Source organism: Methylocystis sp. B8 (assembly GCF_005771425.1).
GTDB lineage: Bacteria > Pseudomonadota > Alphaproteobacteria > Rhizobiales > Beijerinckiaceae > Methylocystis.
Map to the genome: position 1 here is coordinate 66,075 of NZ_VBTZ01000011.1, position 25,043 is coordinate 91,117.

Genomic DNA, 25,043 nt, shown 5'->3' on the forward strand with positions numbered 1-25,043 from the left:
GATGAGAACCTGCTCCAACGTTTTTATTTTGAGCGATTCCTTATCGATCACATAATTCCATGTGATCGGGAAGCGCTCTAGGCCGCCAAATCTCAATAGCCCGTCATTTCGAGATAGCCCTCGCCCATGTGCGAACCGCGGAACCGGATCGGTCCCTCCCAATAGGCGGGATCAGTTCCCATCCAGCTTCGCGGGTTGAGCGCTTGCGTTTTGATGTCGAGGCCGCGACTTTTAATCTGCACGCGCCATCTGATCGGCACGTCGCGATTAGCGATGCGTATTGTCTCCAAAGGCTCGAGGCCGATGTCTTCGCCAGTCAGTAGCGAGGTTGCGCCTCCTCCGTCGATCCAATTTCCGAAAAGATATGGCGCCGCCTCGATGCTGCGCATGCGATACAGCATCAGCTTGGCGCCGCCGTCCAAGTGGAGCGCAAACCAGTCCCAGCCTTTTTGATCGGGACCAAGCGCCTGACTCGACCATTCGCGATCCATCCAGGCGCGGCCGGAGACCTGCATTTTGCGCCCATGGAGCGAAACAGAGCCTTCCGCTGTGAAGAAGGGCTGGCTGAAATAATAGGAGGCCTGACCGGTCTCGGATTTGCGGCTGTAGCCGCTTTCGCCTTGCAATACGATCGGCCCGGTCGCGGCAAGATCGAGCGCATAGGCAAAATTTCTGTCTCCCGCTGAAACGCGCAGCCGCTCGATCCCGGCGCCCGTCGAATCATCGCGCGTTTCAAGAGCCCAATCGTCGATAAAGGCATGGAAAGGCATGGCCTGGACGCCAGCCTGACCGATTCCGCCGCGCGCGAATTTTTGTGCGAATAGATGTTCGCTCGCGCTCGTCGCCGCCGCATGGCCCATCCAGACGTTGCGGTCATCCCAGCCAGCGCGCGTCGCGTTTGGCTCCAGTGCGTGGCGAAACAGCGTCCATTGAACGCCGTAAGAGGCGCCGTCGGCGCCAGTTAGATTTGCGGTGACGTACCACCATTCCGTGCGAAAATCCGGATGCGGCCCGTGGTCTTTTGGAAAGACGAGCGGCGTTCCCGGTTGCGGAACTGCGAAGTCTGGCGCTTTATCGGCGAGTCCGCCGAAGCCTTTCGCGAGCGCGCCGCCGGACGACAGCGCCAGAAGCAGCGCGGATCGCCTCGAAATCGAGCGCCTATCTTTCATTGGAGAAGACTCGGAGCAATTCCGTCGGCGCCGAGCGCGCGAGTCTTACGAGCGGAACAAGCGCGGCGAAGAATGCCGCGCAGAGCGCGATCAGCAAAACCACAAGCCATTGCGCCGGAAACATATGGAACGGAAGCCGCCATCCGAAGGCGGCGACATTGACGATCGCGACAAGGCACCAGGTCATGAACAGGCCGAGCGGGGTCGCGAAAACCGCTGCGCCTGCGGCGAATGCGAGCACCCGGATCATTTCTAGTCCGGCGAGCTGTCGCCGCGTCGCGCCTAACGCCCAGACGGGCGCGATGCGCGCGCGCCGCATTTCGCTCAACGTCAGTAGGCTCGCGAACAGCGCCACGCCGGAGACGATCAGCGTCAGCGTGTTCAACGCCGTCGTTACGGCGAATGTGCGTTCGAAGACCTCCGTCGACAGCGCCTTGAGTTCGGATTGATCGATGATGCGGGCGATTTTTCCGTCGAAGCGCTGTTGCATGTCTTCGATGACGCGCGGCGTCGCTCCGGGAGCGGCGCGCAGGCTGTAATGTATGCCCGAAGCGTCGTCGAAATAGCGCTTCAGCTTCTCGTGATCGATGCGAAGCTGGCCCTTCGGATTGCCGTAATCGGGAAAGACGCCAACGACGCGCGCGCGCCAGTCTTCATGTGACGTTGGAATGTCGATCATCGCGCCGACGCCGAGACCGAGACGCCGGGCCAATTGCTCGCTGACAAGGACTGCGTCCTGGTCGCGCAGGTCCGTCCACATGTTCGGCTCGGCGTCGAGCAATGGAAAATGCGCCGTGTAGGTTTCATGAGGCGTCATGCCGAAGACGTCGACCGGCCAAGCGCCGATGCGCGTCTTCGCTCGCCAGACAGGCAAGATGGCGGATATGTCGGATTGTTTGCGCGCCCATGCCTCTATGTCTTGCGCGTCTGCGGGCGTCGCAGCTTCGAAATAGACCTCCGCAACCAGACGCGCGTCGAGCCAGCGGCCGAATGTCTGTCGAAAACCCTCGACCATGCCGCCGACGCCGATGTTGGCGGCAAGCGCTATGAGCAGCGCCATCAGCGCAAGCGACAGGCCGGAAATTTCCTGCCGTCCGTCGGCGAAGAACCAGCGGGCGAGCGGCCGGCGCGCGACATGTTCGCCGAGCGCCAGGGCGCCGGCGAGGCCGACGGGCAAGAAAAGCGCGGCGGCAAGAAGCGCGAGACCGATGACGGCGAACCCGGACGCGAGCCCTTTGCCAAATCCGTAGGCGCAAGCTGCAGCGACAAGAGCAAGGACAGCGAGCGCCGCCTGTCGTCGCAGATAGCGGTGATGCTCGGCGCGCCAGGCGATCGGACGCGAGACGGATAGCGGCGGCAACCGCAATGTTTTCAGTAAACCGCTTGCCGCCGCAAGAACCGCGCCGGCGCCGGCCATTGCGAGGCCGGAAAACCACCAACGCGCGTCGAGCGCGAGGTTTTCCGAAATTTGCGCGCCATAGAGGCTCTCGAGACTTCTCGCCACATCCGGCAGAAGCGCCCGCGCCAACGCATAACCGCCGATCACGCCAGCGCCGCCGGCGGCAAGAGTGAGAACGGCAATTTCCCACGCCATGGCCGCAACGAGATGCATCGGCGCAACGCCGAGCGCGCGTAAAGTGCGCAGGGTCGGCAGGCGCTGTTCGAAGGCGAGGCCATAGGCGGCGTGGACGATGAACAGTCCGACGAGAAAAGCGAGGAAGCCGAAAGCGGTAAGATTGAGATGAAAGCTGTCGGTGAGGCGGTCGAGTTCGCTTTCTTCATTCGCCGCGACGAGCCGAAGCGCATCTCCGGCTATGCTTTTAAGCCGCGCTTCGTCGAGCGTCTCGTCATCGGCCAGGATGAGACGCGAAAGTTTTTCATGTCGATCGAGCAGATGCTGCGCGACTCCGATGTCGACCACGATGGCCCCGGGCGGCGCTTCGGCGAGCGCGGCAAGCGGCGGAAGCTGCCGACCGCGATTGGTGAGCGGCTGCGCGCCCTCCGCAAGATTGAGTCGGCGCAAGGTCTCGGGCGAAGCGAAGCCGCGGCCGGGACCCGAAAAGAAATCTTCGATCAGGTCCGCTCGCGACCGCAGGTGCGCAATCGGCGATCGGCGCGGCAGCGACAGCGGCTCGACGCCGATGATGCGAACGTTTTCTTCTCCGATGCGAACTGAGCCTTCCAAAACGGGCGAGACGTTGAAGCCGGCGCGACGCAGCTTCACGAAGAGATCCTGATCGAACAGGCCGCCGCGAGAGGAGCCGAGCGTTCTTGCGCCGCCGCCGGAGATCGCCGCCGTCGCGGCGTCATAACTGTTGCGCGCCTGAGCGTTCAGCGCCTGCACGCCGCTCCACAAGGCGGTCGCCATGGCGAGTCCGAGAAGGAGCATTCCGAAGTTTCCAGGCCGTCGGCGCCAGTGACTCGCGAGCGCGGCGAACGTCCAGAGCGTCTCTTTCATTGCGCCAGGAAACTTCATTGCGCCAGGAAACTTCATTGCGCCAGGAAACCCGATTCCAGCCGAACGCGCCTTCGCAGCCGAGAGGCCAGCCGTTCGCTATGCGTCGCCATCAGAAAGGCGCAGCCGGTCGCGGCGACAAGGTCGAGCGCGAGCGACATGACATTATCGCCCGTCGCTTCGTCGAGATTGCCGGTAGGCTCATCGGCGAGCAAAAGCTTTGGGCGCACGGCCAGCGCGCGGCCGATGGCGACGCGCTGCTGCTGTCCTCCTGAAAGCTCCTCTGGGTAGCGCGCCCCAAGCGCCGCGAGGCCAAGACGCTCGGTCAACTCTTGCTGCCATGGCGGGTCGTAGCGTCCGGCCAATCGCGCCTGAAAGCCAAGATTCTCAGCGACAGTGAGGCTCGGGATCAGATTGAACTGCTGGAAGACGACGCCGATTTTATCACGGCGCATGGCGGCCCGCGCTTTTTCAGGAAGCCGCGTCAGCGCAACGCCATCGAGAACGACCTCGCCGGAATCGGCGTCATCGAGCGCGCCGACGAGATGGATGAGCGTGCTCTTGCCGCTGCCGGATTCGCCAGTCAGCGCCAGACTGGCGCCAGCGTCGAGTGTGAAATCCACCCCCCGCAGCACGGGAATGGGGCCCTGAGGAGTGGGATAGGACTTGCTCAGTCGTTCGACGCGCAGCATTGGCGCGCCTGCCTGAGCAACTGTGAGGTTTTCTGACGTTGATTGAATCGACAAGCAGTGCGCCCTGGTCGGCCGGCGAAGGCGGCCGGCGCGCCAGCGCTATATATGCCTCGCCTTGCCGATCGCCCAAACGCCGCTAAGGCGGAAGCGGCGCCGGAAAGCGCCGTTCGGCCTCGCTAGAAGGCGAGGCGCAAGCCGCCATACACAGCTCGCCCGACGCCTGGATAGAAGACGCGCGGATCGAGGCCGCGGGCGTCGACGATCGTCGTCACGTCGCTGATGTAATGGCGATTGGTCAGGTTACGCGCCTCGACATAGAAGGACAGGCCGTAAGGAAGCTTCATGCCCGTCTGAACGCCAAGCAAGACATAGCCTGGCGCCTGCAGCGTGTGCGCGTAGTCGACATAGGCGCCTTCCGGAACCCAGTCGATCTGCGGCGCGAGATAGAGGCCGTCAGCAGGCCGCCAGTAGGAAAGCGTCGTGCGCAAGACATGGCGCGGAATGCCGGCCAGCTGATTGTCGCCGAAGTCGCGATCGCCGACGAAGCGGAAATCATTCCACGTCCAGATCTGCGACAGCGTCAGCGTGTCTCCCGCGTCGGGCGCAAAAATATCGCGCAAGAGTTCGGCGCTCGCCGCGAATTCAACGCCCTGGTGCATGGTGCGCTTCGCGTTAAATGTCGTCGCCGGAATGCCGAGGCCAGGATTGGTGGTGAATTTGAGCAGCTCGTCCTGCAATTCCGAATGGTAAAAGGTCACGTCCCAAGTGTAGCGGTCCCATCTGCCGCGCGCGCCGAGCTCCCCTGTCCAGGCTTTCTGCGCGGTGAGCGGCGTGAACGTCGTGCCGTCGCGCGGCGGGGGAAACACGCCTTGCGTTAAATCGATGAAGTCCGGCACGTCGCGGCTTCCGGTCATGTCTGCGAAGAACTGAATGTCCGGCGTCGCTTCGAACATCAGGCCGACTTTCGGAACGATACCGCGATAGACTTGGTCAGCCACGCCGCGAATAGGCTCGAAAGGAATGCCGCCAAGAACCGTATAGCGGCGCGTATCGGCGAAAAGCTTTGCGCCGAACATGAAGATGAGCTGAGGGGCAATATGCAAGCGATTTTCGAAATAGGCTTCGAGATTGAGCGCCTGCATCCGATTATTGCGGAGGCGTGGATCCAACCCCGGATTGATGAACAGGCCGCAAAAGCCAAAGCATGAATTCGCCGCGCCGAATTGCGCGAGTCCGTTGAATGAATAGGGTGGAAAGGAGAACTGCGCATTGGCGAAATTCGCCGGTATTGCGCCATAGGGATTGAGCCGCATGCCATTGTAGTTGTCGTGCCAATTGTCGCTCGAGGAGCCGCCCCAGACACGCCCGCCGAGAATAAGTTCGTTGGGATGTCCGTCGACGAGGAAATTCGAGGTAAGCCGCGGCGTGAACCCCCAGGTTCCGCCTTCCTGTTCGATGACGACAAAAATCGGATGGTAGAGATAATTGCTCGTGTACCAGCCGTTGAGATCGATGCGGCCGAACTCGCTCAAGATCGTCGTCTTATTGGAAACGCGCCAGTTCTTGACGTTTCGCGCCTGATTGGCGCCAAAGCCGTCCGGACCGAATCCTGCCGGAAACGGCGGCAGAGACAGTCTTGGATCGTTACGCGCATCGAAGAGCGTCAATTGTCCCGGCAGCAATTGCCAGGTGTCGTAGACGCCGAAATAGAATCTCGTTTCGAGATCGTTGGAAAAGCGATAGCCGATATTGCCGTTAAGCTGCGTGTAATCGGTCGTCGAATGTTTTCTGTAATTGTCGGCGTGGGTAAATGTGCCGTTGATGAGAAAGTCGAAATTGCCGATGATGCGCGACATCTGCGCTTGTCCGCGCACCGTCCCATAGCTGCCGCCTTCGATCGACGAAATGTCCGGCGCAAGCGCTGTATAGGCGGTTGGGGAGATGAAATTGATCGCGCCACCGAGTGTCGAGGAGCCGTAGGCAAGAGCGTTGCCGCCCTTCAAGACTTCGATTGCGCGGAAATATTTGGGATCGATCTGATACATGTCGCCGGCGCCGTCGGCGTAATTCATCGGAATGCCGTCCTGCAGCAGCTCCAGTCCGCGCAGATGGAAGTCGCGCGTCAGATTCGATCCGCGGATCGAAAGGCGCAGTTCCTGTCCATAACGGCTTTCGACATAGACGCCCGGAACATCCTTGAGCGCGTCGCGCAGATCATGGACGTAGCGGGTTTGAATCGCCGGCGTATTGGCGTCGACGAAGGCGACGGACCCAACTGTGCGTTCAAGTTCGCGGCGTTTTTGGGCGATCGAGGGGACCGTCAACGACCCGCCGCCGCCGGGCGCCGGTTCAGCAGAAGCCGGTCCCGTCGTCGGAGACATGGCGCGACCGCCGCCGCGTCCCGCGATGGGCGGTCTCGCGCCGCCGATATCGATGGTCGGCAGGCTTTGCTGCCCGAGGGCGCTCGAATCTGCGAGCGAAATAACGAGAGCGACGGCGGATGCGCCGCGCTGCAAGCCGGTCCGAAACATAGGTATCTCCTGAGCGGCTTCTCGCCGCGCGATCGTTAGGGGAAAGACTGACGGATCAGGAGAAAGAGGGCGGCGCACGCGGCGCGGCGCGCGAGCGCGCGCGGATGTTTTTTTCGGCCGGCGATTGAAAGGCGCAGAACGTCCGGCTTGCGGCGCGCGGAGGCGCATAGGCGATTTCGCCGCATGCCGGCTCGGCAGGAAGGAGCCTCGGCTCCTTCTGACTATGACCGCAGAGCGGACAGCATTTGTCGCCGCCAAAAGGATGTTTCGTCGGGACAGGCTCGGAAGATTGGGAACATTGCATGGCCGTCCCGAGCGGCGCCTGCGAGGCGGGGGCGGGGACGGCGAACGAAATCGCGGCGAACGCGAAGAGCAGCGCGATGCAAAGGGCCCCGGCGCGCCGAATAACTATGGAGCAAAGCGTTCTCGCCGGGGCCGCCATGGTTTCCTTAGCTCTTTAAGCTGCGTCTCGCCGATCAAGACGAAAAACGGCAGAACGCCGGACCTGAGCTTGGTAATATACCAAAGTGAGTGGGGCAACGGTTCTGGCCGAACTGGCGTGCAGATTTCTCGGCCCTTGTGGCGCGGGCGCAACAGTTGCGGGGTCAGGGAAGGGGCTTGTGATGCGGATCGAGCGACGAATGGCTGCCGTCCGCCTCGACGGCGGCCATGCCGTCGAATTTGGAGAAACGTTCGACGACGTCTGGAGGGAGCCGCTTCTCCTCGGTCGCCAGACGTCTGGAAAGCGCCTCAGCGGTCGCTTTCGAAAGGCCGAGTCTTTCGAGCGTGGCGCTGTCCTTCAAGGCGTCGCCTCCGCAAAGCGCAATGCTCCACACATCGCTCTTGCGCGTGAGAAACGCCCGGCCGCCGAGTTCGCCTTGACGCCAGTCCGCGACGGCGACGTCGCCTTCGACGATGACGGCGTCAACAAAGAGGCGCGACTCGGGCTTGTCGAATGTTTCGAAAAGTAGCCGGCGCGCAGAGTCAGAACCGTCATCGGCGCGCGCGCTCAGGCACATCGCCGCACAGATTGTCACAATTAGAAAAGATCTCATCAATTCTCTCCAACGTCAGCGCGGCGCGCGGAAATATTGGTATATTACCAACTGGCCGTGGCGCAAGAGTGGCGGAGACGTTTCCGCGGCGCGCTTTTTTTGATAGGACGCTCGCGCGGCGAAGATTTTTAATGAGCTGAAATGGCGACGGAGCAAAAGGGCGCGCGTCAGCGCATTCTCGACGCTGCGCTGAAAATTTTAAGGAAAGAGGGCGTCTCTGCGCTGACTCAAACCCGCGTCGCCGCCGCGGCCGGACTGCGTCAGTCGCATCTGACGTATTATTTTCCCCGCAAGACGGATCTGCTTGCCGCGACGCTGGAGGCGTCGCATGCGCAGGCGCATAAGGCGAAGCGTGGTTCGGCAAGAAACGACGCCGATCCCGTCGAGGCGGTGCGCGGGCTCATGTTTGATCGAAATAAGATGCGTTTCTTCTTGAGCGTCGTCGCTCAGGCGAGCGACCAGGCCGAAATTCGAGGCACGCTCGCGGCGCACGCCCGTGGCGTGGCCGAGCAGCTCGCGCCGGTTTTCGGCCGGACGCCCGACGATCCCGACATCATTGCTTTCGTCGACATGCTGCGGGGGATGGGATTGCGCCTTTTACTCGAAGCCGACGACAAGCGCCACGCCATCGTCGATCTTGAGGCGCTTGCCGCGCGTTTTGGCCTCAGGCGCGCGCCAAAGCCGTGGCTTTCGGCTGCGGTTAGAAACCGCTAGAACGCGGCAATGCAAAGAATCGATGGAAACGCGAGCGACGCGAAAGGTCAGCCATATGCCTTGGCCGCGGCGTTCTTCCTTCTCTGCGCGTTGGCGCTCGCCTTCCCATGGCTCTCGGGGCGCGTCACCATTCCGTGGGACGCGAAGGCGCATTTTTATCCGCAATTCGTCTTTCTCTCCCACGCCTTGCACAGCGGCCAGGCGCCTTTCTGGACGCCGAACGTCTTTGCCGGAATGCCGCAGATCGCCGATCCGCAGTCGCTGATCTTCTCGCCATTTTTCCTGCTGGCGGCGGCGCTCGTTCCTGAACCGTCCTTTGCGCTCGCCGACGCAATCGTCTTCGCCATGCTGGCGATGGCCGGCCTCGCGCTCATCGCCTATTTCCGCGATCGTGGATGGAGCGCAGCGGGCGGACTGCTCGCCGCGCTCGCCTTCGCTTTCGGCGGCTCGGCGGCGTGGCGAATCCAGCACGTCGGGCAGATTATGAGTCTTTCCTGGTTGGCGGTCACTCTATGGCTGCTGGCGCGCGCGCTCGATCGCCGTTCAGCGCTTTATGGCGCGGCGGCGGGAGCGGTCGCCGCTCTGCTGGTGTTGGGCCGAGATCAGGTCGCCTTCCTAGGCGTTTTGATGCTGTCCGCTTACGTCGCCTATCGCATCGCGACGGACCCATCGCCAAAACTCAGCGCGGTCGCGCCGCTCGCCGCGGGAGGCCTCGTTGGCCTGACGATCATTGCTGTTCCGCTCGCCTTCACGCTGGAGCTCGCCGCGCATTCGAACCGTCCCGAGATCGATCTCGACGGCGCGTTCAAGGGTTCGCTGCCGCCTGGCTCATTCTGGACGCTCATCTCCGCCAACATGTTCGGCACGGATGGTCCGATCGAGGATTTCTGGGGTCCGCCGACCGGCGAGCGCGACATCTATCTCGCGCGCAATATGGCCAACCTTTACATGGGCCAATTGACGCTCATCTCGGTGATCGCGGCGAAGGGCAGACGCTTCTTTTCGGATAAGGAAATCCGCTTCTTCGCCGCTGCGGCGGCGTTGTTCGCTTTCTATGCTTTCGGCCGTTACACGCCTGCCTTCGCTTTCTTTTATCATGTGCCGGGCGTCGACCTTTGGCGCCGTCCAGCGGACGCGACATTTTTGTTCGGCGCGACTTTCGCAATACTCGCGGGCTATGGTTTCAATCTCATCGAGAGGGGCCACGTCGCGCCTCGCGCCACATGGCTCATAGGCGTTGTCGTCGCGCTCTTTGTCGCGGCGGTGCTTGTCGCGGGCGCGAAGGGCCATCTTGTCCAGGCTTCCTGGCCGCTCGTGACAAGCGCGATTTTCGCTGCGCTCGCCGTCGCGCTCATTCTCGCGACTCGCGAGGGGCGATTGCGCGGCGCGTATCTGCTCGCAGCCGTCGCCGCGCTGATGAGCGCCGATCTCGCCATCGGCAACGGGCCTAATGAATCGACGGCCTTGCCGCCCGAGCAGTTCGAAGTTTTGCGCCCGAACAGCAAGGATCCGGTAATCGCCTATCTGCTCGAAAAGCTCAAAGAGACGGCTGCGCCGGATCGCCGCGATCGCGTTGAGTTTGCCGCGATCGACTTTCATTGGCCCAACGCCTCGCTCATCCATGGCTTCGATCACGATCTCGGCTACAACCCCATACGGCTGCGCATCTTTGAAGACGCAACCGGCGCCGGCGACCATCTCGCGCTTCCTGAGCAACGCGAGTTTTCGAAACTCTATCCCTCCTATCGCTCAATAGTTTCGGACATGCTCGGCTTGCGGTTCGTCGCGACCGGCGTTCCGATCGAAGAGATCGACGAGACTTACAAGCCGGGCGACTTCGTCGAACTCACGCGCATCGGCGACGTTCACATTTACGAAAATCCCCGCGCTATGCCGCGCGTCATTCTCGCGACCTGCGCCGTGCATGTCGATTTCGCCGATATGATCAGAAGCGGGGAGTGGCCGGAGGTCGACTATCATGAGACCGTGCTTCTAGAGACGCCGCCCATCTGCCATACGCGCAAGGATGCGCCCCCGGCGACCGCGAAAATCGACTCATATGAAAACGATCGCGTCGTCGTCGAGGTCAGCGCGCCGCCGGGCGGCGGCTGGCTGGTTTTGAACGACGTCTGGCATCCGTGGTGGTTTGCGCGCGTCGATGGCGCCGAAGCGCCCATTCTGCGGGCCAACGTGATCTTCCGCGCGGTCGCTGTTCCGGAAGGGCGCCACGAGGTGCGCTTTGACTTTCAGCCCCTGCGCGGATTGCTGACGGAGCTATCGCAAAGATAGCGAAGAGCATCTCGCTTGCTGCTTACATCCACCCCGCCAACTCTCGCTTCGCCAGAGTTTCGATCAGCGCAATGCTTTCTTCGCTGTCGTTGAGACAAGGCAGGCGGGCGTATTTTTCACCGCCGTTTCTATGGAAGAGATCGCGAATTTCGACGCCGAGCTCTTCGATCGTTTCCAGGCAATCGGCGGCGAATCCGGGCGCAACGACGGCGATGCGCTTGACGCCTTGGCCGGCAAGCTCGGTCACGACGTCCGACGTGTAGGGCCCGATCCATTGCGAGCGCCCGAAGCGCGACTGAAAAGCAAGACGCAGGCGTTCCGGGCTCATGCCGAGACTTGCGCAAAGCAGCCGCCACGTCGCCTCGCAGTGATCGCGATAGGGATCGCCGCGATCGATCTGCGCCTGTGGCAAGCCGTGAAAGGATGCGACAATCACCTCGGGCTCGAAATCGAGCGCAGCGAGCGCGCCTCCGATATTTGCGGCGAGCGCGTCGATATAGGCGGGATCGTCGTAATAGGGCGCGGCTATGCGCAAGGCGGGCTGCTTGCGCTTGTCGCGCAGCGCGTCAAAGGCGGCGTCGGCGGCGGAGCCGGTGGTCGACGAGGCGTATTGCGGATAGAGCGGCAACAGCGCGATCCGCTCGCAGTTTTTTGCGGCCAAGGCCTCAATCTGCGTCGCGATCGACGGCGAACCATAGCGCAGCGCATAGTCGACGATAAGGCGGGGACTGCCCATCCGCGCCTGAAGTTTCTCGGCTTGCAGGCGCGTAAAAGTCTTCAGCGGACCTTCGCCCGTGTCGCTGTTCCAGATCAATTCATAAAGCTTCGCCGAGCGCGCCGGGCGTGTGTTGAGCACGACGCCATAGAGGATCGGGAGCCACAGCGCGCGCGGCAGATCGACGACTCTGCGGTCGGAAAGAAATTGCGCGAGATAGCGCCGCACCGACGCAATGTCGGGCGCTTCTGGCGTGCCGAGATTGACGAGGAGTAGGCCGACAGGGGAGTCGGACGAACTCACGGCCGCAGGCTTTCGAAAGCCGTCCGCTCGTCGTCGGCCAAATGAAAAGCGTGCTCCTCAGCCGGAAAAAGGCCGGCGCGCACGTCCCGCGCATAGGCGCCAACGGCGTCGCGCAGCGCCGCGCCGACGGCGCCGTAGCGCCGATTATGCTTGAACTCGCGGGCGGTGACGCCTGCAAGATCGTTGACGACGAGCACCTGTCCGTCCGTCTCGGCCCCGGCGCCGATGCCAATCGTCGGCGCGCTGATCGCGCGCGTGACTCGCGCGGCGAGCTCCTGCGGCACAAGCTCCAGCACCAGAAATTTCTGTCCAGCGGCGTCGAGCGCCAGCGCGTCATCATAGAGCTTGGCGGCGGCCTGGGCCGTCTTGCCTTGGCGCCGCTTGACGTCGTGATGCTGCGACTCGAGGCCTAGATGACAGCAGACGTCGAAGCCGGCCGCCGTGAGAGCCCGCACGATTTCAGGCTGCGCGCCTTCAAATTTTACGCAATCGGCCCCGGCTTCGCGCAGGATGCGCGAATTTTTGATCGCCTGTTCGGGCGCATCATATGTCGCGTAGGGCAGGTCGCCGATGATGTAGATGTCTCGCGCGCCGCGCCGCACGGCCGCGATGTGATGCGCCATGTCGGCGAGCGTCACCTCGCACTCATGCGCATAGCCCAGAATATTCACGCCGACGCTGTCGCCGACGAGAATAATGTCGACCCCGGCCTCGACCTCGATGCGCGCCGTCGGCGCGTCATAGGCGGTGACGACAACGATCTTCTCGCCCCGGCGCTTCATGTCGAGGAAGGTGCTAGCGTTCGACAAACGGGGCTCCGGCGCGCCTATCGTCAGGGCGGCGACTTTATATCAAAACGGCTTCAACTTCCTGGGGATAGACTCAGCGGGGCGCGCCGTCCTGGCAGGAGTGCGGCTGGCCTGGCACGCGAAGCTCCTGGAAGCCGCCGCATTTGTCGCAGGCGGAAAGCAGCGCAGAGAGGGCGGCGAGCAGCGCGAACATCCTGAATTTCCGCGTCATCTCATCTCTCCTGGCGGCGGCCGGACGGCGGGACCATAGTGGCGCGGCCGACCCTCGGCAAGCCGCGCCGCCTCGCATACTTGCATCCTGCTTAAAGCCCGGTATAAACCGCCCATCGCGAGGTTCCCGGCCGGGGGCTGAACGGAAGCGCTTTACGGGCATATTCGGACAAGAATATGCCCAAAAAGCGAGGGGCTAGATCCCCGTCTTCCCGTGTCTCCGCCTTCGAACTTTCCTGTTCGAGCCTTTCCGGGGCATGTCCCCTATGAAACGCTCGAAGGGCTTGGCGCCGGAACGGCTCGCGGCAACGGAAAGGCGAAAAATCCATGCCTCTTTACGAGCATGTCTATCTCGCCCGTCAGGACGTTTCTCCCCAGCAGGTGGAGGCTCTGACCGGGCAGTTTAAAAACGTCATCGCGTCGCTCGGCGGCACGGTGGGTAAGACCGAATATTGGGGCGTCAAATCGCTTGCCTATCGGATCAAGAAGAACCGCAAGGCGCATTTCACCCTGATGAACATCGACGCGCCGCCGGCGGCGATCGCCGAAATGGAGCGCCAGCAGGGCATCAACGAAGACATTTTGCGCGTGCTGACGCTGCGCGTCGACGCGCTGGAGGAAGGTCCCTCCGCGCAGCTTCGCAAGCGTGAAGACGACGATCGTGGCGGCGAGCGTCGCGGCCCCCGCGGCGACAGAGGCGATCGCGGAGAGCGGGGCGAACGTCGCCCGCGCCGCGAGGAAAGCAAGGTTGAAGAAGGAGACGAAGAATGAGCTCCGCGCCCCGTCGTCCTTTCTTCCGCCGCCGCAAGTCCTGCCCGTTCTCCGGCACGAATGCGCCGAAGATCGACTATAAGGACACGCGTCTGCTCTCTCGCTACATCAGCGAGCGCGGCAAGATCGTGCCCTCGCGCATCACCGCCGTTTCGGCCAAGAAGCAGCGCGAACTCGCGCAGGCGATCAAGCGCGCCCGCTTCCTTGGCCTTTTGCCTTACGTGATCCGCTAGAAGATCGCGTTTTTGAAGCCTGCGGCCGCGTTCTGAAAAGAGCGCGGCTTTTTCTTGGGCCGACTGCGCAGTCGCTGCGCCAGTTTCTTCCCCGAGCAAGGCCGAAAAGCTCACCCCGTGGCCGCCTGCGGCGCTGTAGCCTCGTAAAGCCCGTCGAGCGGCGTCGTTGAAACGGTCGGCTCGGTCATGAATTGCGCCGCCGCGAGAGTGGCGAAGCGGCCGCCCTTCGCGGCCAACTCGTCGAAGGCGCCGCTCTCGACGATCTCGCCCTGATCGAAGACGAGAATGCGGTCGGCGTTGCGCACCGTCGCCAGCCGATGGGCGATGACGAAGGTCGTGCGCCCTTTCATCGCCGCCTCTAACGCCTTCTGGATCAGACGTTCGGTCGTCGCGTCTAGTGCGCTCGTCGCCTCGTCGAACACCATGATCGGCGGATTTTTCAAAAGCGCCCGCGCGATCGAGAGCCGCTGGCGTTCGCCGCCGGAGAGCGAGCGGCCGCGTTCGCTGACGCGGGTCGCCCGCCCGTCGCTCTGAAGCGAGACAAACTCCGTCGCCTGCGCCAGTTCGAGCGCCTGAGCGATCTCCTCATCTGTCGCGTCCGGATTGCCGATGCGCAGATTTTCCTCGATCGATCGCGCGAACAGCATCGGCTCCTGAAAAACGACGCCGATGTTGCGGCGAAGCGAACTCAAAGTGAATTCGCGAATGTCGACGCCGTCGATTTTGACCGCGCCGCTGTCTGGATCGAACACTCGATGCAAGAGCGCGAGCGTCGTTGATTTTCCCGAGCCGGTTGAGCCGACGAGCGCGATCGTCTCTCCGGGCTTCGCCGCAAACGACACGTCGCGCACAGCCGGCCGGCGTCCGTCATAGGAGAAGGTCACGTTCTCGAATTCGACTGCGCCGATAAGCCGATCGGCGTCGCGCGCATGCGGGCGATCAGCGACCGTCGGCTGCGTGTCGAGCACGGCGAAGAATTCCGCAATCTTCGCGGACTGCTGAAACAGGACATTGACGAAGCCGACGACCTGTTCAAGCCGTGCGATCAACATGGTCGCAAAGCTCATGAAGGCGACGATCTCGCCGATTGTCGCGAGGCCGCGCAAATGCAGCCACACGCCGAGCAGGAAAATCGCAAGAATCGTCAGCGTCGCTGAAGCGCGGCTGGCGACGACCACGAACGCCCACCAGGAGAGCACTGGCAACTGTGCTGCGAGCACATCGTCGATGATGCGGTTCAGCGCATGCGACTCGCTTTCGATGCGCGTGAAGCTCTGCACCACTGGAATGTTGCCGAGCGCATCCGAGGCGTGTTCGACGAGCGTGGAATTATAGCGCTCGACCTGGCCTTGCAGATCTTCCGTGCGTCGCAAGACGAAGCTTGTCGCGAAATAGAAGATCGCGACGAGCGCCATCAGCAGCGAGCCGAGACGCCAATTGACGAAAAGCGTCGCAGGCAGCAGCACGAAGAGCGCGACGAAGGAGGCGCAATTCTCGCGAAAGAACGACAGCCAAAGTCCCCACATGGCGTTGGCACCGTCGAGCATCGTCTTCAGCAGACGTCCCGAATGGACATTGGTGTGAAAACTCAGCGGCAGGCTCAAGACATGGTCGAAATAGTCTGACATCACCGCGAGGCGCCGGCGATGCGCGAGGCGATCGGCGTTAAGGCCGACGAGAATGGCGCCGCCGATCGAAAAGAGACCGAAGGCCGCCCAGGCGGACACGAGGGGCAACAAATCGTTCCATGTCAGAGTCTCGCCCGGCGCCTGGGCGCGCGTCATGAGGTCGATGATGTGGCCGAACAGCATCGGCTCGGCGAAGGCGGCGACGGCGAGCGCCAGATTGGCGGCGACAAGGATAATCGCCAGCCGCGCCTCAGGCCGCAGCAGCCGCAGCACGCGCGCGTAAACGCTAAAGACGGACATTTTTTTTGCCTGCAAGCAGGAGGAGAGTCAGCAATGTGCGACGACTCGCAACTTCGGCGCTTGCGCCACTGTGTTCAAGTGGCGCGCGACAGTGGCGGGCGCTCTACGCGGCTCTATTCATCCTCGCCAAAGCGATTGGCGACGAGCGCTTCCAGGGCATCGAGGGCCGCCCTGGCCTGAGGCCCCGTTGCGGTGACGGTGATCGTTGAACCTTGGCCTGCGCCGAGCGTCAGAATGCCCATGATCGAGCTGCCGCCGACGGTTTCGTCGCCTCGTGAGACGGTGATGACAGCGTCAAATTTTTCGCAACATTGCACGAATTTCGCGGTCGCGCGGGCGTGCAGCCCTTTCTTGTTGACGATCGCGAGCTCGCGGGAGAAGGACTCTTCGGCTGCGGCCTGAGGCAATTTATCGGTCACGAGTTCATTCATTTTGCGTTGAGCACTTTGCTGGCGATGTAAACATATTTGCGGCCAGCGTCCTGCGCCTGCAGCACCGCTTGCTCCAAGGGCTGCGTGTCGCGGACCGAAGCCAATTTTATCAGCATCGGCAAATTGACTCCCGCGAGCACTTCCACTTTTCCGCCATCCATCACCGATATTGCGAGATTGGAGGGCGTTCCGCCGAACATGTCAGTCAGCAGCACGACGCCTTCGCCGGTGTCTGCCTCACGGATCGCCTCGATGATATCGGCGCGACGGCGCTCCATATCGTCCTCAGGCCCAATCGAGATCGCCGCGATCTGCTTTTGAGGCCCCACGACGTGTTCGAGCGCCGCGCGAAACTCAGTGGCAAGGTGGCCGTGGGTCACCAAGACCATTCCGATCATACGACCCTACCACTCATGAAGGCGTCTCTTGCGCGCCGAAGTCCGCAAAATCTCTCGGCCCGCATGTGGCGCGCTGCGCTTTATTGCACACGTGAAGCCGTTGCGCCCGCCGCAATCGCCTCGCTCAACAGGGGCGACATTTTGTGCAATGCGGCGAAATAGGCAAGCGAAAACAGCACGGCTCCGTCAATTTGTCGCAAGGTTTTGAATGCAGGCTGCAATCCGCGTCAAAGCCCCGACGCTGGCGGCGTTTTCGAACATACGCGGCAATGTCACGCCGCTCAATTCGGTCGTCGTATCGCTTTCGTCCGGATATCGTTTGGGGGACTTCTCCAAGGCGAGAAGATCAATCACGGCCCGCAAGACGCAGGCGGGCTCATAGTCGACGCGCAACAGTCCCAATCCTCGCGCTTCTATCATGCCGCGGATCGATGGATGTGGATGGGCGATCAGCCGGCCGTGGCGGGCCTCGAGAGCCACGCGGTCGTCGCCGACAAGCGCCGCGAATGCGCCGCGCGTCCGCCAATTGTCGATGAGCCGTAATGTCAGGGCGCTCTTGCCGGCGCCGGATGGACCGCGCAGCAGCAGGCCAATCTCGCCGAGAACCAGCGCACTGGCGTGTATATAGCAGGGCGCTTGTGGCGGCGTCATCTCGCCGCCGGCAACCAAACGACGAAGCGCGCGCCGAGCACGATATCGCTGCGGCGGGGCTCATCGGTGCCCCGCGGATGCGCACGGGTGCGGTTGAGCGCGCGGATGCGCCCGCCATGCGCCTCGATAATCTGCCGCGAGATCGAGAGCCCCAGGCCGGAATTTTGACCGAATCCCTGTTGCGGCCGGTCGGTGTAGAACCGCTCGAAGATGCGGTCGAACGCCTCGTCGGGAATCCCCGGACCGTCGTCGTCTATGATGATCTCATAGCCGTCAAGCTGCTGACCCCCAGGCCCCTTGGCCCGCTCCGGCCAGAGCAGCACTCGTACGGTCCCGCCGGGCTTCGAAAACGATCGGGCGTTGTCGATGAGATTGTTAAACACCTGGCCGAGACGCGAGTCGTGTCCGATGACGCGCCAGCGGCCGCGCGGCGAGTCATAGGCGGAGGCGCGCATCGTCAGCTGAATCGTGACGCCGTCGCCGCGATCGGTGGCGCGCGCGACGTCAACAACGGTCGACAGCGCCGCCGAGAGATCGACGACGCCCATATCAGCGCGCGCGAGTTCGGCGTCGAGACGGGATGCGTCCGAAATATCGCTGATCAAGCGATCCAGCCGACCGACGTCGTGTTTGATGATGGCCAGCAATTTGTCGCGCGCCGCATCGGTCTTGGCGATCGGCAGCGTCTCGACGGCGCTGCGCAGAGACGTCAGGGGATTCTTGAGTTCATGCGCCACGTCTGCGGCGAAATGCTCGATCGCGTCGATGCGTTTATAGAGCGCCTTCGTCATGTCGCGCAGCGCGCCGGAAAGATGGCCGATCTCGTCGGGACGGTCTGAGAAATCCGGGATTTCCTGGCGGGACTTCACGCCGCGCCGCACGCGATCGGCCGCCTCGGCAAGGCGTCGCATCGGCTCGGTGATCGTGTTGGTGAAGAAAAGCGAGATCAGCAGCATCACGCCGGCCGAAACCAGAAAGATGCGGATGATGCCCCAGCGCTCCGCGACGATGATGGCGTCGATGTCGCCGCCCATTGTCGACAGAAGCAACGCGCCGCGCACCGAGCGGAAACGCTGAACGGGGACGGCGACGGAAATGATGGTTTCGCCTCTGGCGTTCGCGCGCACGACCGAATGAATGCGGCCGTTAAGCGCGTTGTCGACCTCGGGATAGGCTTTGCCATTGCCCATGCCGATGTCTTCGTAAAGCGGCAGCTCCGGCCGATGCGATAGGCGCTGGACGAAATTCAGCGATCTTTCGAGGAAGGATGAGGCGTCCAAAGTCGTGGGCTGGTCGCTCGCCGGCGGCAATTCGAAGCGCAGAATGTTTGAGCGCCCTGAGACCGAGCGGGAGTCGAGCAGCAAGAAGCCGTCGCGGTCATAGATGCGCGCCCTGAGCCGCGTCGGCGACACCAGACGCCGCAGCAGGGGCCCGACGCGCTCGGGATTGAGCGAAAATTCGAGCGGCGACCCGCTGTCGGATCCGCTCGCGCTTTCCCCAGGCGCGAGCCTCAGCAGTTTTTCAGGATCGATCGAGATGGCGTCGGTATCGACCGTCGCCGACGCCGCTATGGCGGCCGCGATGATTTCGCCCTGCGTATGCAGGCTCTGTACGCGCGCGTCGATCAATCCCTCGCGGAACTGGTTGAGATAAAGGAAGCCGGCGAGCAGCGCGACGAGCCCGCCAAGATTGAGAACGACGATGCGGCGTGTGAGTGAGGACGAAAGATGCGACTGAATGGTGCGCAGCGCTCGCGCCAGCCGCACGGAGATCGTCCGCGACCGCCGCGTCCGCGTCGCAGCCGCGTCGCGGACGGGGGCCGCAACAGCGGCTTGGCGGGGCGCTTCCGCGACCGCCTCATTAGTTGCGCTCACGTCGCCCGTGCTCTCGATGCTTGCATCCATCTCGCGTCCTCTCCGCGAGAGCTTTAGGCTTCCTTGAATCGATAGCCCACGCCGTAGAGCGTCTCGATCATTTCGAAATCGATGTCCACCACCTTGAATTTCTTGCGTAAACGCTTGATGTGGCTGTCGATCGTGCGATCGTCGACATAGACCTGGTCGTCATATGCGGCGTCCATAAGCGCATTGCGGCTCTTCACCACGCCGGGACGTTGCGCCAGCGACTGCAAAATCAGAAATTCCGTCACCGTCAGCACGACCGGGTCGCCGCGCCAAGTGCAGGTGTGGCGCTCCGGGTCCATGACGAGCGCGCCGCGTTCCAGGACCTTGGCCTCGGACTCCTTCTGCGCCGCGGCCTCCTTGGGATTGGCGCGGCGCAGGATCGCCTTAACCCGCTCGACCAGCAGGCGCTGAGAGAAGGGCTTATGGATGAAATCGTCGGCGCCCATCTTCAGACCGAAGAGCTCATCGATCTCCTCGTCCTTCGAGGTCAGGAAAATTACCGGGAGGTCCGACTTCTGCCGCAGTCGGCGCAAAAGCTCCATGCCGTCCATGCGCGGCATCTTAATGTCGAAGATCGCGAGATCCGGCGGATTGGCGCGCAACCCATCAAGCGCCTGGGCGCCATCGGTATAGGTCTGGACGCGATAGCCCTCACCCTCCAGAGCGATTGAGACGGAGGTGAGAATGTTGCGATCGTCGTCGACGAGTGCGATGGTCGGCATCTTCAACCTTTGCTATTTGCGGCCGCTGTCATGTCTGGACCGGCGCGACGTGATTGCGCTTTCCGCGCGAGCGCCCGGATCCTCAAGGGGCGCGACGTCAACGCTTGCCGTTCGACACTCTTATCGACTCGATGGCGGAACGTGCGAAGTTTCGCCGTCGACGCTGACAAAGTCCGAGGCCAAGGCGGCTGAAATGTGGCCAACATTCGAGCCAAAGGCGCCGCCGCCTCGGCGCCGCTTGTTCATTTATACACAGAATTGCCGAAAAAATCACCTTGTACATGAGTTTTGGCGCTTATTCCCAATAGCGGCAATGATATAGGTCGGCTCCCCAGGCGAGAGCCACGCCGTTAGGACTTGGAAAGCGCTGGCGTTAAGCCAATCTGCTCTATGTTGTTTTTGAGCCTTGGACGCCCCTTGGGCGCCAAAAGAAAATCAGAAGAGCGCGCGAGCGAGCGTAAGCCTTCAGGGAGGGCCAATGAGCGGAGACTGGGCATATCAGGTTCGAGTCAATCTCGTTGACGAAGCGGCCAAGCTTGCGCGCAAAGATCCGGGCAATCCGACGCTGAAACCCCTGAACGACATTTTGGCGAAGCACCACGCCAAGCTTCGCAATCAGCTCGACGCCTTTTCTGAATATGTCGCGGCGGCCGAACAGCACGGGCAAGAGAATTTTCCACTCTACAAATGGACCAAGGCGGTGATTGAAGACCCGGCGAAAATCGAGAAACACAGCAAAGCTTTCTCCATCCATGTCGCCGGCGAGGAAGTCTACGGAAAGGACGTCGCCGACGCGCTGGAGGCGGAAATTCAACCGCTCGTCGGCGGACCTCTCGTCGCGCGCCTCTCTAAGCACGACAGCAATCCCGCCAATAATCCGCAGCCGCCGGCGCAATATCGTTAAGGTTGCGCGGCGGTCGCTCCCTCTCCCGCGAAGCGGCTGGCTTCCCGCGTCATGGCCGCGCTTGTCGCGGCCATCCACGTCGTGGCGGGCCTCCCAAGATGAATTTGGCGCCGGATGCCCGGCACAAGACCGGGCATGACGGCGGGCTCCCCGCCGCCGCTAACCTGAATTCGGAGCCCTGGGGGAAGGCCGGGGAGGGCGATTACGCCGTCGCGAGAAAACCTGCGATCTCATCCTTCAAGACGAGCCGCTGCTTTTTGAGGTCTTCGATCGTCGCGTCGTCCGCGGGCTCGACATTCGTCTCCATGCGGTGAATAGCGCGATTGAGCGTGTGATAGTCTTCGGCGATGCGCGCGAAGTGGGCGTTATTGGCCTTCAGCGCGTGAATGGCCTCGGCCTGTTCGGGAAATTCTTCGTGCAATTCGTGCGCAACGTGGCTCATTCGGCATACCTTTGGTTCGTGAATTCGGCGGCGTCGCCGCGGCCGCGATGATGTGGCCGCCTTGAGCCGAGCGCAACGCCTCGAGCGTGCGACAAACTGCGCAGAAGAATCTCGAGGAGAATTGGAGGCGAACTCGGTTCTGGTAAGAAAGATCAAAACCGACACCAAAGCCGACGACCCGCGACAATATTCGAAAAATCGCGCAATCTGCGCTTGACGCATCTGATCTTCGCGATTAGGTTCCGCGCACTTTCGACAGGCCGTAAGTTCACGCCGTCGGCGAGCGCCTCGCTCTCGATCCTTCGAACTTAAACGCTGTCGCCTTGCCTGTGACCGCCAAGCGTAATTGGTAATCATACCGGCGCTCGGACGCGTTTTCGAAAAAGTTGTAAGACTTTTTCGGGTCAAAACTCGTCCAAAGCTCGTCGGACAGGAAGGCACGATCCCGGAATCCGGGATCCTCTGCGTTAGAAGCGCCTTGGCCCTTACGGCCATCGGCGCTTCGCTCGTTTGCGCATGCCTTAAGGGCTCTGCGCGCCGGGTCTGCCACGAAATCCGCCATTCGCAATCCGCGAAGGACTTTATTGAATGCCGACGATCAGCCAGTTGATCCGCAAGCCGCGTCAAGCGCCCACCTATCGCGAGAAGGCTCGCCACCTGCAGTCTTGCCCGCAGAAGCGCGGCGTGTGCACCCGCGTCTATACGACGACGCCGAAGAAGCCGAACTCGGCGCTTCGCAAAGTCGCCAAGGTGCGCCTGACCAACGGGTTCGAGGTCATCGGCTACATCCCCGGCGAGGGCCATAACCTTCAGGAGCACTCGGTCGTGATGATCCGCGGCGGCCGCGTGAAGGACCTTCCCGGCGTTCGCTATCACATTCTGCGCGGCGTTCTGGACACCCAGGGCGTCAAGGACCGCAAGCAGCGCCGTTCGAAATACGGCGCGAAGCGTCCGAAGTAAGGAGCCGTTCGATGTCTCGTCGCCACCGGGCCGAAAAGCGCGAAGTGATCGAAGACGCCAAATATGGCGACATCGTTCTCGCGAAATTCATGAACTCGATCATGTACGACGGCAAGAAGTCGGTCGCCGAGCAGATCGTCTACGGCGCGCTCGACCAGGTCGAGTCAAAGGCCAAGAGCGATCCGCTCGCCGTGTTCAAGCAGGCGCTCGACAATGTCGCGCCGGCGATCGAAGTGCGCTCGCGCCGCGTCGGCGGCGCCACCTATCAGGTGCCGGTTGAAGTGCGCAACGAGCGGCGTCAGGCGCTCGCCATCCGCTGGATCATCACCGCCGCGCGCGCCCGCAATGACAAGACCATGGTCGACCGGCTGTCGGCCGAGCTGCTCGACGCTTCAAATAACCGCGGCGCCGCGGTGAAGAAGCGCGAAGACACGCATCGCATGGCGGAGGCCAACCGCGCCTTCTCGCATTACCGCTGGTAAGGCGCACGAGCTTTCACGAGGACAACCGTTATGGCCCGCTCTCATCCGATCGAGGACTACCGTAACTTCGGCATCATGGCCCACATCGACGCGGGCAAGACGACGACGACGGAACGCATCCTCTATTATTCCGGCAAGAGCCATAAGATCGGCGAGGTGCATGAAGGCGCCGCGACGATGGACTGGATGGAGCAGGAACAGGAGCGCGGCATCACCATCACGTCAGCCGCGACGACCACCTTCTGGAACGGCAAACGCCTCAACATCATCGACACGCCCGGCCATGTCGACTTCACCATCGAGGTCGAGCGCAGCCTGCGGGTGCTCGACGGCGCCGTATGCGTTCTCGACGGCAATCAGGGAGTCGAGCCGCAGACCGAGACGGTCTGGCGTCAGGCCGACAAATATAATGTGCCGCGCATCGTCTTCGTCAACAAAATGGACAAGATCGGCGCCGACTTCGATCGCTGCGTCGAAGAGATCAAGACCCGCGTCGGCGGCCGTCCGGTCTGCGCGCAATTGCCGATCGGCTCAGAGTCGAATTTCAAGGGCGTCATCGATCTCGTGCGCATGAAGGCCGTGGTCTGGGAAGACGAAGGACTCGGCGCGAAATATCACGATGAAGAGATCCCGGCCGATCTTCTCGACAAGGCGAAAGAATGTCGCACCGCGCTGATCGAAGCCGCGGTCGAAATGGATGACGACGCCATGGCCGCTTACCTCGACGGCCATGAGCCGGACGAGGAGACGCTGCACAGGCTGATCCGCATCGCCGTTCGCAAGATCGCCTTCATCCCGATCTTCTGCGGCTCGGCTTTCAAGAACAAGGGCGTGCAGCCGCTTCTCGACGCCGTCGTGCATTATCTGCCGTCGCCTATCGATCGCGAGGCGATCAAGGGCGTCGACGTCGACACGGGCGCGGAAATGACGCGCAAGCCCTCCGACGCCGAGCCCTTTTCCATGCTCGCCTTCAAGATCATGGACGATCCCTTCGTCGGCACCATCACCTTCGCCCGCGTCTATTCGGGCAAGATCGAATCGGGCACGACGGTGCTCAATTCGACGAAGGAGAAGAAAGAGCGCATCGGCCGCATGCTGCTGATGCACGCCAATAACCGCGAAGACATCAAGGAGGCCTACGCCGGCGACATCGTCGCGCTCGCGGGCCTCAAGGACACGCGCACCGGCGACACGCTCTGCGACCAGCAGAAGCCCGTCATTCTGGAGCGCATGGAGTTTCCCGATCCCGTCATCGAGATCGCCATCGAGCCAAAGTCGAAGGCCGATCAGGAGAAGCTCGGCATCGCGCTGCAGAAGCTCGCGGCGGAGGACCCCTCGTTCCGCGTTTCGACCGATCAGGAAAGCGGCCAGACCATCCTTAAGGGCATGGGCGAACTGCATCTCGACATCAAGGTCGATATTCTGAAGCGCACCTATAAGGTCGACGCCAATATCGGCGCGCCGCAGGTCGCCTATCGCGAGCGTCTCGGCCGCAAGCAGGAAATCGACTACACGCATAAGAAGCAGACCGGCGGCACCGGTCAGTTCGCGCGCGTGAAGATCATTTTCGAACCCAATGAAGCCGGCAAGGGCAATGAGTTCGAAAGCAAGATCGTCGGCGGCGCCGTGCCGAAGGAATATATCCCCGGCGTCGACAAGGGCATTGCGTCAGTGACGACGTCCGGCATTCTCGCCGGCTTCCCGGTCGTCGATCTGAAGGCGACGCTCATCGACGGCGCCTTTCATGATGTCGACTCGTCGGTCCTCGCCTTCGAGATCGCCTCGCGCGCGGCGACGCGCGAGGCGCTGCAGAAGGGCGGCTCGGTGCTGCTCGAGCCGATCATGAAGGTCGAGGTGGTGACGCCGGAAGAATATACCGGCTCGGTCATCGGCGATCTGAACTCGCGTCGTGGACAAATTCAGGGCCAGGACATGCGCGCCAACGCCGTGGTGATCAACGCCATGGTGCCGCTCGCCAATATGTTCGGCTACGTCAATCAGCTGCGCTCTTTCACGCAGGGACGCGCGAGCTACACGATGCAATTCGATCACTACGAACAAGTGCCCGAAGCGGAATCGAAGAAGGTCCAGGCGAAATACGCCTGATTTCGAACGCTAAGGGACAGCAGGAACTCTTTAAAGGAGCACGGCGATGGCCAAGGAAAAGTTTTCACGCACGAAGCCGCACTGCAACATTGGGACGATTGGACACGTCGACCATGGCAAGACGTCTTTGACGGCGGCGATCACGAAAGTGTTGGCGGAGACGGGCGGG

General features: G+C 62.1%; 24 protein-coding genes. 9 read left to right on the forward strand and 15 right to left on the reverse strand.

All coding sequences use genetic code 11. The features are described from left to right. Positions 1 to 92 precede the first annotated feature (92 nt). The 5 genes from FEV16_RS14950 to FEV16_RS14975 all read right to left on the reverse strand — a co-directional run bounded on the left by FEV16_RS14950 (position 93) and on the right by FEV16_RS14975 (position 7,902). Positions 93 to 1,169 carry a lipocalin-like domain-containing protein gene (locus tag FEV16_RS14950; RefSeq protein WP_138168412.1) on the reverse strand — a complete coding sequence of 359 codons (1,077 nt, stop codon included), beginning with the start codon at positions 1,167 to 1,169 and terminating at the stop codon, positions 93 to 95. Then, a complete protein-coding gene (locus FEV16_RS14955) occupies positions 1,159 to 3,627 on the reverse strand; it encodes an ABC transporter permease (RefSeq protein ID WP_138168413.1) in 2,469 nt (822 codons plus the stop codon). The genes FEV16_RS14950 and FEV16_RS14955 overlap by 11 nt, the downstream gene beginning before the upstream one ends. A 32-nt stretch (positions 3,628 to 3,659) precedes the next feature. After that, positions 3,660 to 4,316 (reverse strand): ABC transporter ATP-binding protein, encoded by a 657-nt coding sequence (locus FEV16_RS14960; RefSeq protein ID WP_138168414.1) that lies wholly within the window; start codon positions 4,314 to 4,316, stop codon positions 3,660 to 3,662. 176 nt (positions 4,317 to 4,492) lie between these two features. Beyond that, positions 4,493 to 6,847: a TonB-dependent receptor gene (locus tag FEV16_RS14965; RefSeq protein WP_138168415.1), complete on the reverse strand. Its 2,355-nt coding sequence runs from the start codon at positions 6,845 to 6,847 to the stop codon at positions 4,493 to 4,495. Positions 6,848 to 7,452: 605 nt separating this feature from the next. After that, positions 7,453 to 7,902: a copper uptake system-associated protein gene (locus FEV16_RS14975; protein ID WP_138168417.1), complete on the reverse strand. Its 450-nt coding sequence runs from the start codon at positions 7,900 to 7,902 to the stop codon at positions 7,453 to 7,455. Positions 7,903 to 8,043: 141 nt separating this feature from the next. Between FEV16_RS14975 and FEV16_RS14980 the strand changes: the two genes are divergently transcribed. Then, positions 8,044 to 8,616: a TetR family transcriptional regulator gene (locus FEV16_RS14980; protein ID WP_138168418.1), complete on the forward strand. Its 573-nt coding sequence runs from the start codon at positions 8,044 to 8,046 to the stop codon at positions 8,614 to 8,616. A gap of 9 nt (positions 8,617 to 8,625) precedes the next feature. Further along, entirely contained in the window at positions 8,626 to 10,905 is a 2,280-nt protein-coding gene (locus tag FEV16_RS14985; protein ID WP_138168419.1) for a YfhO family protein, read from the forward strand. A 22-nt stretch (positions 10,906 to 10,927) separates the two neighbouring features. On the opposite strand, the gene hemH is transcribed toward FEV16_RS14985, so the two are convergent. The 3 genes from hemH to FEV16_RS16995 form a co-directional block, all read right to left on the reverse strand. Beyond that, positions 10,928 to 11,923, reverse strand: coding sequence for a ferrochelatase (gene hemH / locus FEV16_RS14990; protein ID WP_138168420.1), 996 nt, complete (start codon positions 11,921 to 11,923; stop codon positions 10,928 to 10,930). Then, a complete protein-coding gene (gene panB / locus FEV16_RS14995; RefSeq protein ID WP_281404863.1) occupies positions 11,920 to 12,732 on the reverse strand; it encodes a 3-methyl-2-oxobutanoate hydroxymethyltransferase in 813 nt (270 codons plus the stop codon). Before panB ends, hemH begins: the two co-directional genes overlap by 4 nt. 73 nt (positions 12,733 to 12,805) lie before the next feature. Then, positions 12,806 to 12,943 carry a hypothetical protein gene (locus FEV16_RS16995; RefSeq protein WP_171015250.1) on the reverse strand — a complete coding sequence of 46 codons (138 nt, stop codon included), beginning with the start codon at positions 12,941 to 12,943 and terminating at the stop codon, positions 12,806 to 12,808. Between the two features lie 326 nt (positions 12,944 to 13,269). Between FEV16_RS16995 and rpsF the strand changes: the two genes are divergently transcribed. Next, on the forward strand, positions 13,270 to 13,713 hold the full coding sequence (gene rpsF / locus FEV16_RS15000) for a 30S ribosomal protein S6 (RefSeq protein ID WP_138168421.1): 444 nt from the start codon (positions 13,270 to 13,272) through the stop codon (positions 13,711 to 13,713). Next, positions 13,710 to 13,946 (forward strand): 30S ribosomal protein S18, encoded by a 237-nt coding sequence (rpsR, locus tag FEV16_RS15005; RefSeq protein WP_138168422.1) that lies wholly within the window; start codon positions 13,710 to 13,712, stop codon positions 13,944 to 13,946. The genes rpsF and rpsR overlap by 4 nt, the downstream gene beginning before the upstream one ends. 110 nt (positions 13,947 to 14,056) lie before the next feature. Here the strand turns inward: rpsR and FEV16_RS15010 are convergent, their stop codons facing one another. The 6 genes from FEV16_RS15010 to FEV16_RS15035 all read right to left on the reverse strand — a co-directional run bounded on the left by FEV16_RS15010 (position 14,057) and on the right by FEV16_RS15035 (position 19,980). Continuing rightward, a complete protein-coding gene (locus FEV16_RS15010; RefSeq protein WP_138168423.1) occupies positions 14,057 to 15,874 on the reverse strand; it encodes a glucan ABC transporter ATP-binding protein/ permease in 1,818 nt (605 codons plus the stop codon). Positions 15,875 to 15,987: 113 nt separating this feature from the next. Beyond that, positions 15,988 to 16,305 carry an HPr family phosphocarrier protein gene (locus tag FEV16_RS15015; protein WP_138168424.1) on the reverse strand — a complete coding sequence of 106 codons (318 nt, stop codon included), beginning with the start codon at positions 16,303 to 16,305 and terminating at the stop codon, positions 15,988 to 15,990. Beyond that, the gene (locus FEV16_RS15020) at positions 16,302 to 16,703 is read right to left on the reverse strand and encodes a PTS sugar transporter subunit IIA (RefSeq protein ID WP_138168425.1); all 402 of its coding nucleotides are present in this window, start codon (positions 16,701 to 16,703) and stop codon (positions 16,302 to 16,304) included. Before FEV16_RS15020 ends, FEV16_RS15015 begins: the two co-directional genes overlap by 4 nt. Before the next feature lie 186 nt (positions 16,704 to 16,889). Then, the gene (locus tag FEV16_RS15025) at positions 16,890 to 17,354 is read right to left on the reverse strand and encodes an HPr kinase/phosphatase C-terminal domain-containing protein (RefSeq protein WP_138168426.1); all 465 of its coding nucleotides are present in this window, start codon (positions 17,352 to 17,354) and stop codon (positions 16,890 to 16,892) included. Beyond that, positions 17,351 to 19,258 carry a sensor histidine kinase gene (locus FEV16_RS15030; protein WP_138168427.1) on the reverse strand — a complete coding sequence of 636 codons (1,908 nt, stop codon included), beginning with the start codon at positions 19,256 to 19,258 and terminating at the stop codon, positions 17,351 to 17,353. The genes FEV16_RS15025 and FEV16_RS15030 overlap by 4 nt, the downstream gene beginning before the upstream one ends. 23 nt (positions 19,259 to 19,281) lie before the next feature. After that, complete coding sequence (locus FEV16_RS15035) at positions 19,282 to 19,980, reverse strand: response regulator transcription factor (protein ID WP_138168428.1); 699 nt, start codon at positions 19,978 to 19,980, stop codon at positions 19,282 to 19,284. Positions 19,981 to 20,458: 478 nt separating this feature from the next. Here FEV16_RS15035 and FEV16_RS15040 point away from each other — a divergent pair, with 478 nt between their 5' ends. Then, positions 20,459 to 20,884 (forward strand): hypothetical protein, encoded by a 426-nt coding sequence (locus tag FEV16_RS15040; RefSeq protein WP_138168429.1) that lies wholly within the window; start codon positions 20,459 to 20,461, stop codon positions 20,882 to 20,884. Between the two features lie 202 nt (positions 20,885 to 21,086). Here the strand turns inward: FEV16_RS15040 and FEV16_RS15045 are convergent, their stop codons facing one another. After that, positions 21,087 to 21,326: a YdcH family protein gene (locus tag FEV16_RS15045; RefSeq protein WP_138168430.1), complete on the reverse strand. Its 240-nt coding sequence runs from the start codon at positions 21,324 to 21,326 to the stop codon at positions 21,087 to 21,089. A gap of 588 nt (positions 21,327 to 21,914) precedes the next feature. On the opposite strand from FEV16_RS15045, the gene rpsL reads away from it, so the two are divergent. The 4 genes from rpsL to FEV16_RS15065 all read left to right on the forward strand — a co-directional run. Further along, positions 21,915 to 22,286, forward strand: coding sequence for a 30S ribosomal protein S12 (gene rpsL, locus FEV16_RS15050; RefSeq protein ID WP_014890767.1), 372 nt, complete (start codon positions 21,915 to 21,917; stop codon positions 22,284 to 22,286). Positions 22,287 to 22,297: 11 nt separating this feature from the next. Then, on the forward strand, positions 22,298 to 22,768 hold the full coding sequence (gene rpsG, locus FEV16_RS15055; protein WP_138168431.1) for a 30S ribosomal protein S7: 471 nt from the start codon (positions 22,298 to 22,300) through the stop codon (positions 22,766 to 22,768). 30 nt (positions 22,769 to 22,798) lie between these two features. Beyond that, complete coding sequence (gene fusA, locus FEV16_RS15060) at positions 22,799 to 24,874, forward strand: elongation factor G (RefSeq protein ID WP_138168432.1); 2,076 nt, start codon at positions 22,799 to 22,801, stop codon at positions 24,872 to 24,874. Positions 24,875 to 24,920: 46 nt separating this feature from the next. Next, a partial coding sequence (locus FEV16_RS15065; RefSeq protein WP_243080190.1) for a GTP-binding protein occupies positions 24,921 to 25,043 on the forward strand: 123 nt, incomplete at its 3' end.

Coding starts and splice junctions, on each gene's coding strand:
- rpsL (WP_014890767.1), top strand. CDS start 21,915: ATGCCGACGATCAGCCAGTTGATCCGCAAGCCGCGTCAAGCGCCCACC.
- FEV16_RS14960 (WP_138168414.1), bottom strand. CDS start 4,316: ATGCTGCGCGTCGAACGACTGAGCAAGTCCTATCCCACTCCTCAGGGC.
- FEV16_RS14980 (WP_138168418.1), top strand. CDS start 8,044: ATGGCGACGGAGCAAAAGGGCGCGCGTCAGCGCATTCTCGACGCTGCG.
- FEV16_RS14950 (WP_138168412.1), bottom strand. CDS start 1,169: ATGAAAGATAGGCGCTCGATTTCGAGGCGATCCGCGCTGCTTCTGGCG.
- rpsG (WP_138168431.1), top strand. CDS start 22,298: ATGTCTCGTCGCCACCGGGCCGAAAAGCGCGAAGTGATCGAAGACGCC.
- FEV16_RS14965 (WP_138168415.1), bottom strand. CDS start 6,847: ATGTTTCGGACCGGCTTGCAGCGCGGCGCATCCGCCGTCGCTCTCGTT.
- rpsF (WP_138168421.1), top strand. CDS start 13,270: ATGCCTCTTTACGAGCATGTCTATCTCGCCCGTCAGGACGTTTCTCCC.
- FEV16_RS14985 (WP_138168419.1), top strand. CDS start 8,626: ATGCAAAGAATCGATGGAAACGCGAGCGACGCGAAAGGTCAGCCATAT.
- FEV16_RS15015 (WP_138168424.1), bottom strand. CDS start 16,305: ATGAATGAACTCGTGACCGATAAATTGCCTCAGGCCGCAGCCGAAGAG.
- FEV16_RS15040 (WP_138168429.1), top strand. CDS start 20,459: ATGAGCGGAGACTGGGCATATCAGGTTCGAGTCAATCTCGTTGACGAA.
- FEV16_RS15025 (WP_138168426.1), bottom strand. CDS start 17,354: ATGACGCCGCCACAAGCGCCCTGCTATATACACGCCAGTGCGCTGGTT.
- FEV16_RS16995 (WP_171015250.1), bottom strand. CDS start 12,943: ATGACGCGGAAATTCAGGATGTTCGCGCTGCTCGCCGCCCTCTCTGCG.
- FEV16_RS15030 (WP_138168427.1), bottom strand. CDS start 19,258: ATGGATGCAAGCATCGAGAGCACGGGCGACGTGAGCGCAACTAATGAG.
- FEV16_RS15035 (WP_138168428.1), bottom strand. CDS start 19,980: ATGCCGACCATCGCACTCGTCGACGACGATCGCAACATTCTCACCTCC.
- FEV16_RS15045 (WP_138168430.1), bottom strand. CDS start 21,326: ATGAGCCACGTTGCGCACGAATTGCACGAAGAATTTCCCGAACAGGCC.
- fusA (WP_138168432.1), top strand. CDS start 22,799: ATGGCCCGCTCTCATCCGATCGAGGACTACCGTAACTTCGGCATCATG.
- FEV16_RS15010 (WP_138168423.1), bottom strand. CDS start 15,874: ATGTCCGTCTTTAGCGTTTACGCGCGCGTGCTGCGGCTGCTGCGGCCT.
- rpsR (WP_138168422.1), top strand. CDS start 13,710: ATGAGCTCCGCGCCCCGTCGTCCTTTCTTCCGCCGCCGCAAGTCCTGC.
- FEV16_RS14955 (WP_138168413.1), bottom strand. CDS start 3,627: ATGAAAGAGACGCTCTGGACGTTCGCCGCGCTCGCGAGTCACTGGCGC.
- FEV16_RS14975 (WP_138168417.1), bottom strand. CDS start 7,902: ATGAGATCTTTTCTAATTGTGACAATCTGTGCGGCGATGTGCCTGAGC.
- FEV16_RS15020 (WP_138168425.1), bottom strand. CDS start 16,703: ATGATCGGAATGGTCTTGGTGACCCACGGCCACCTTGCCACTGAGTTT.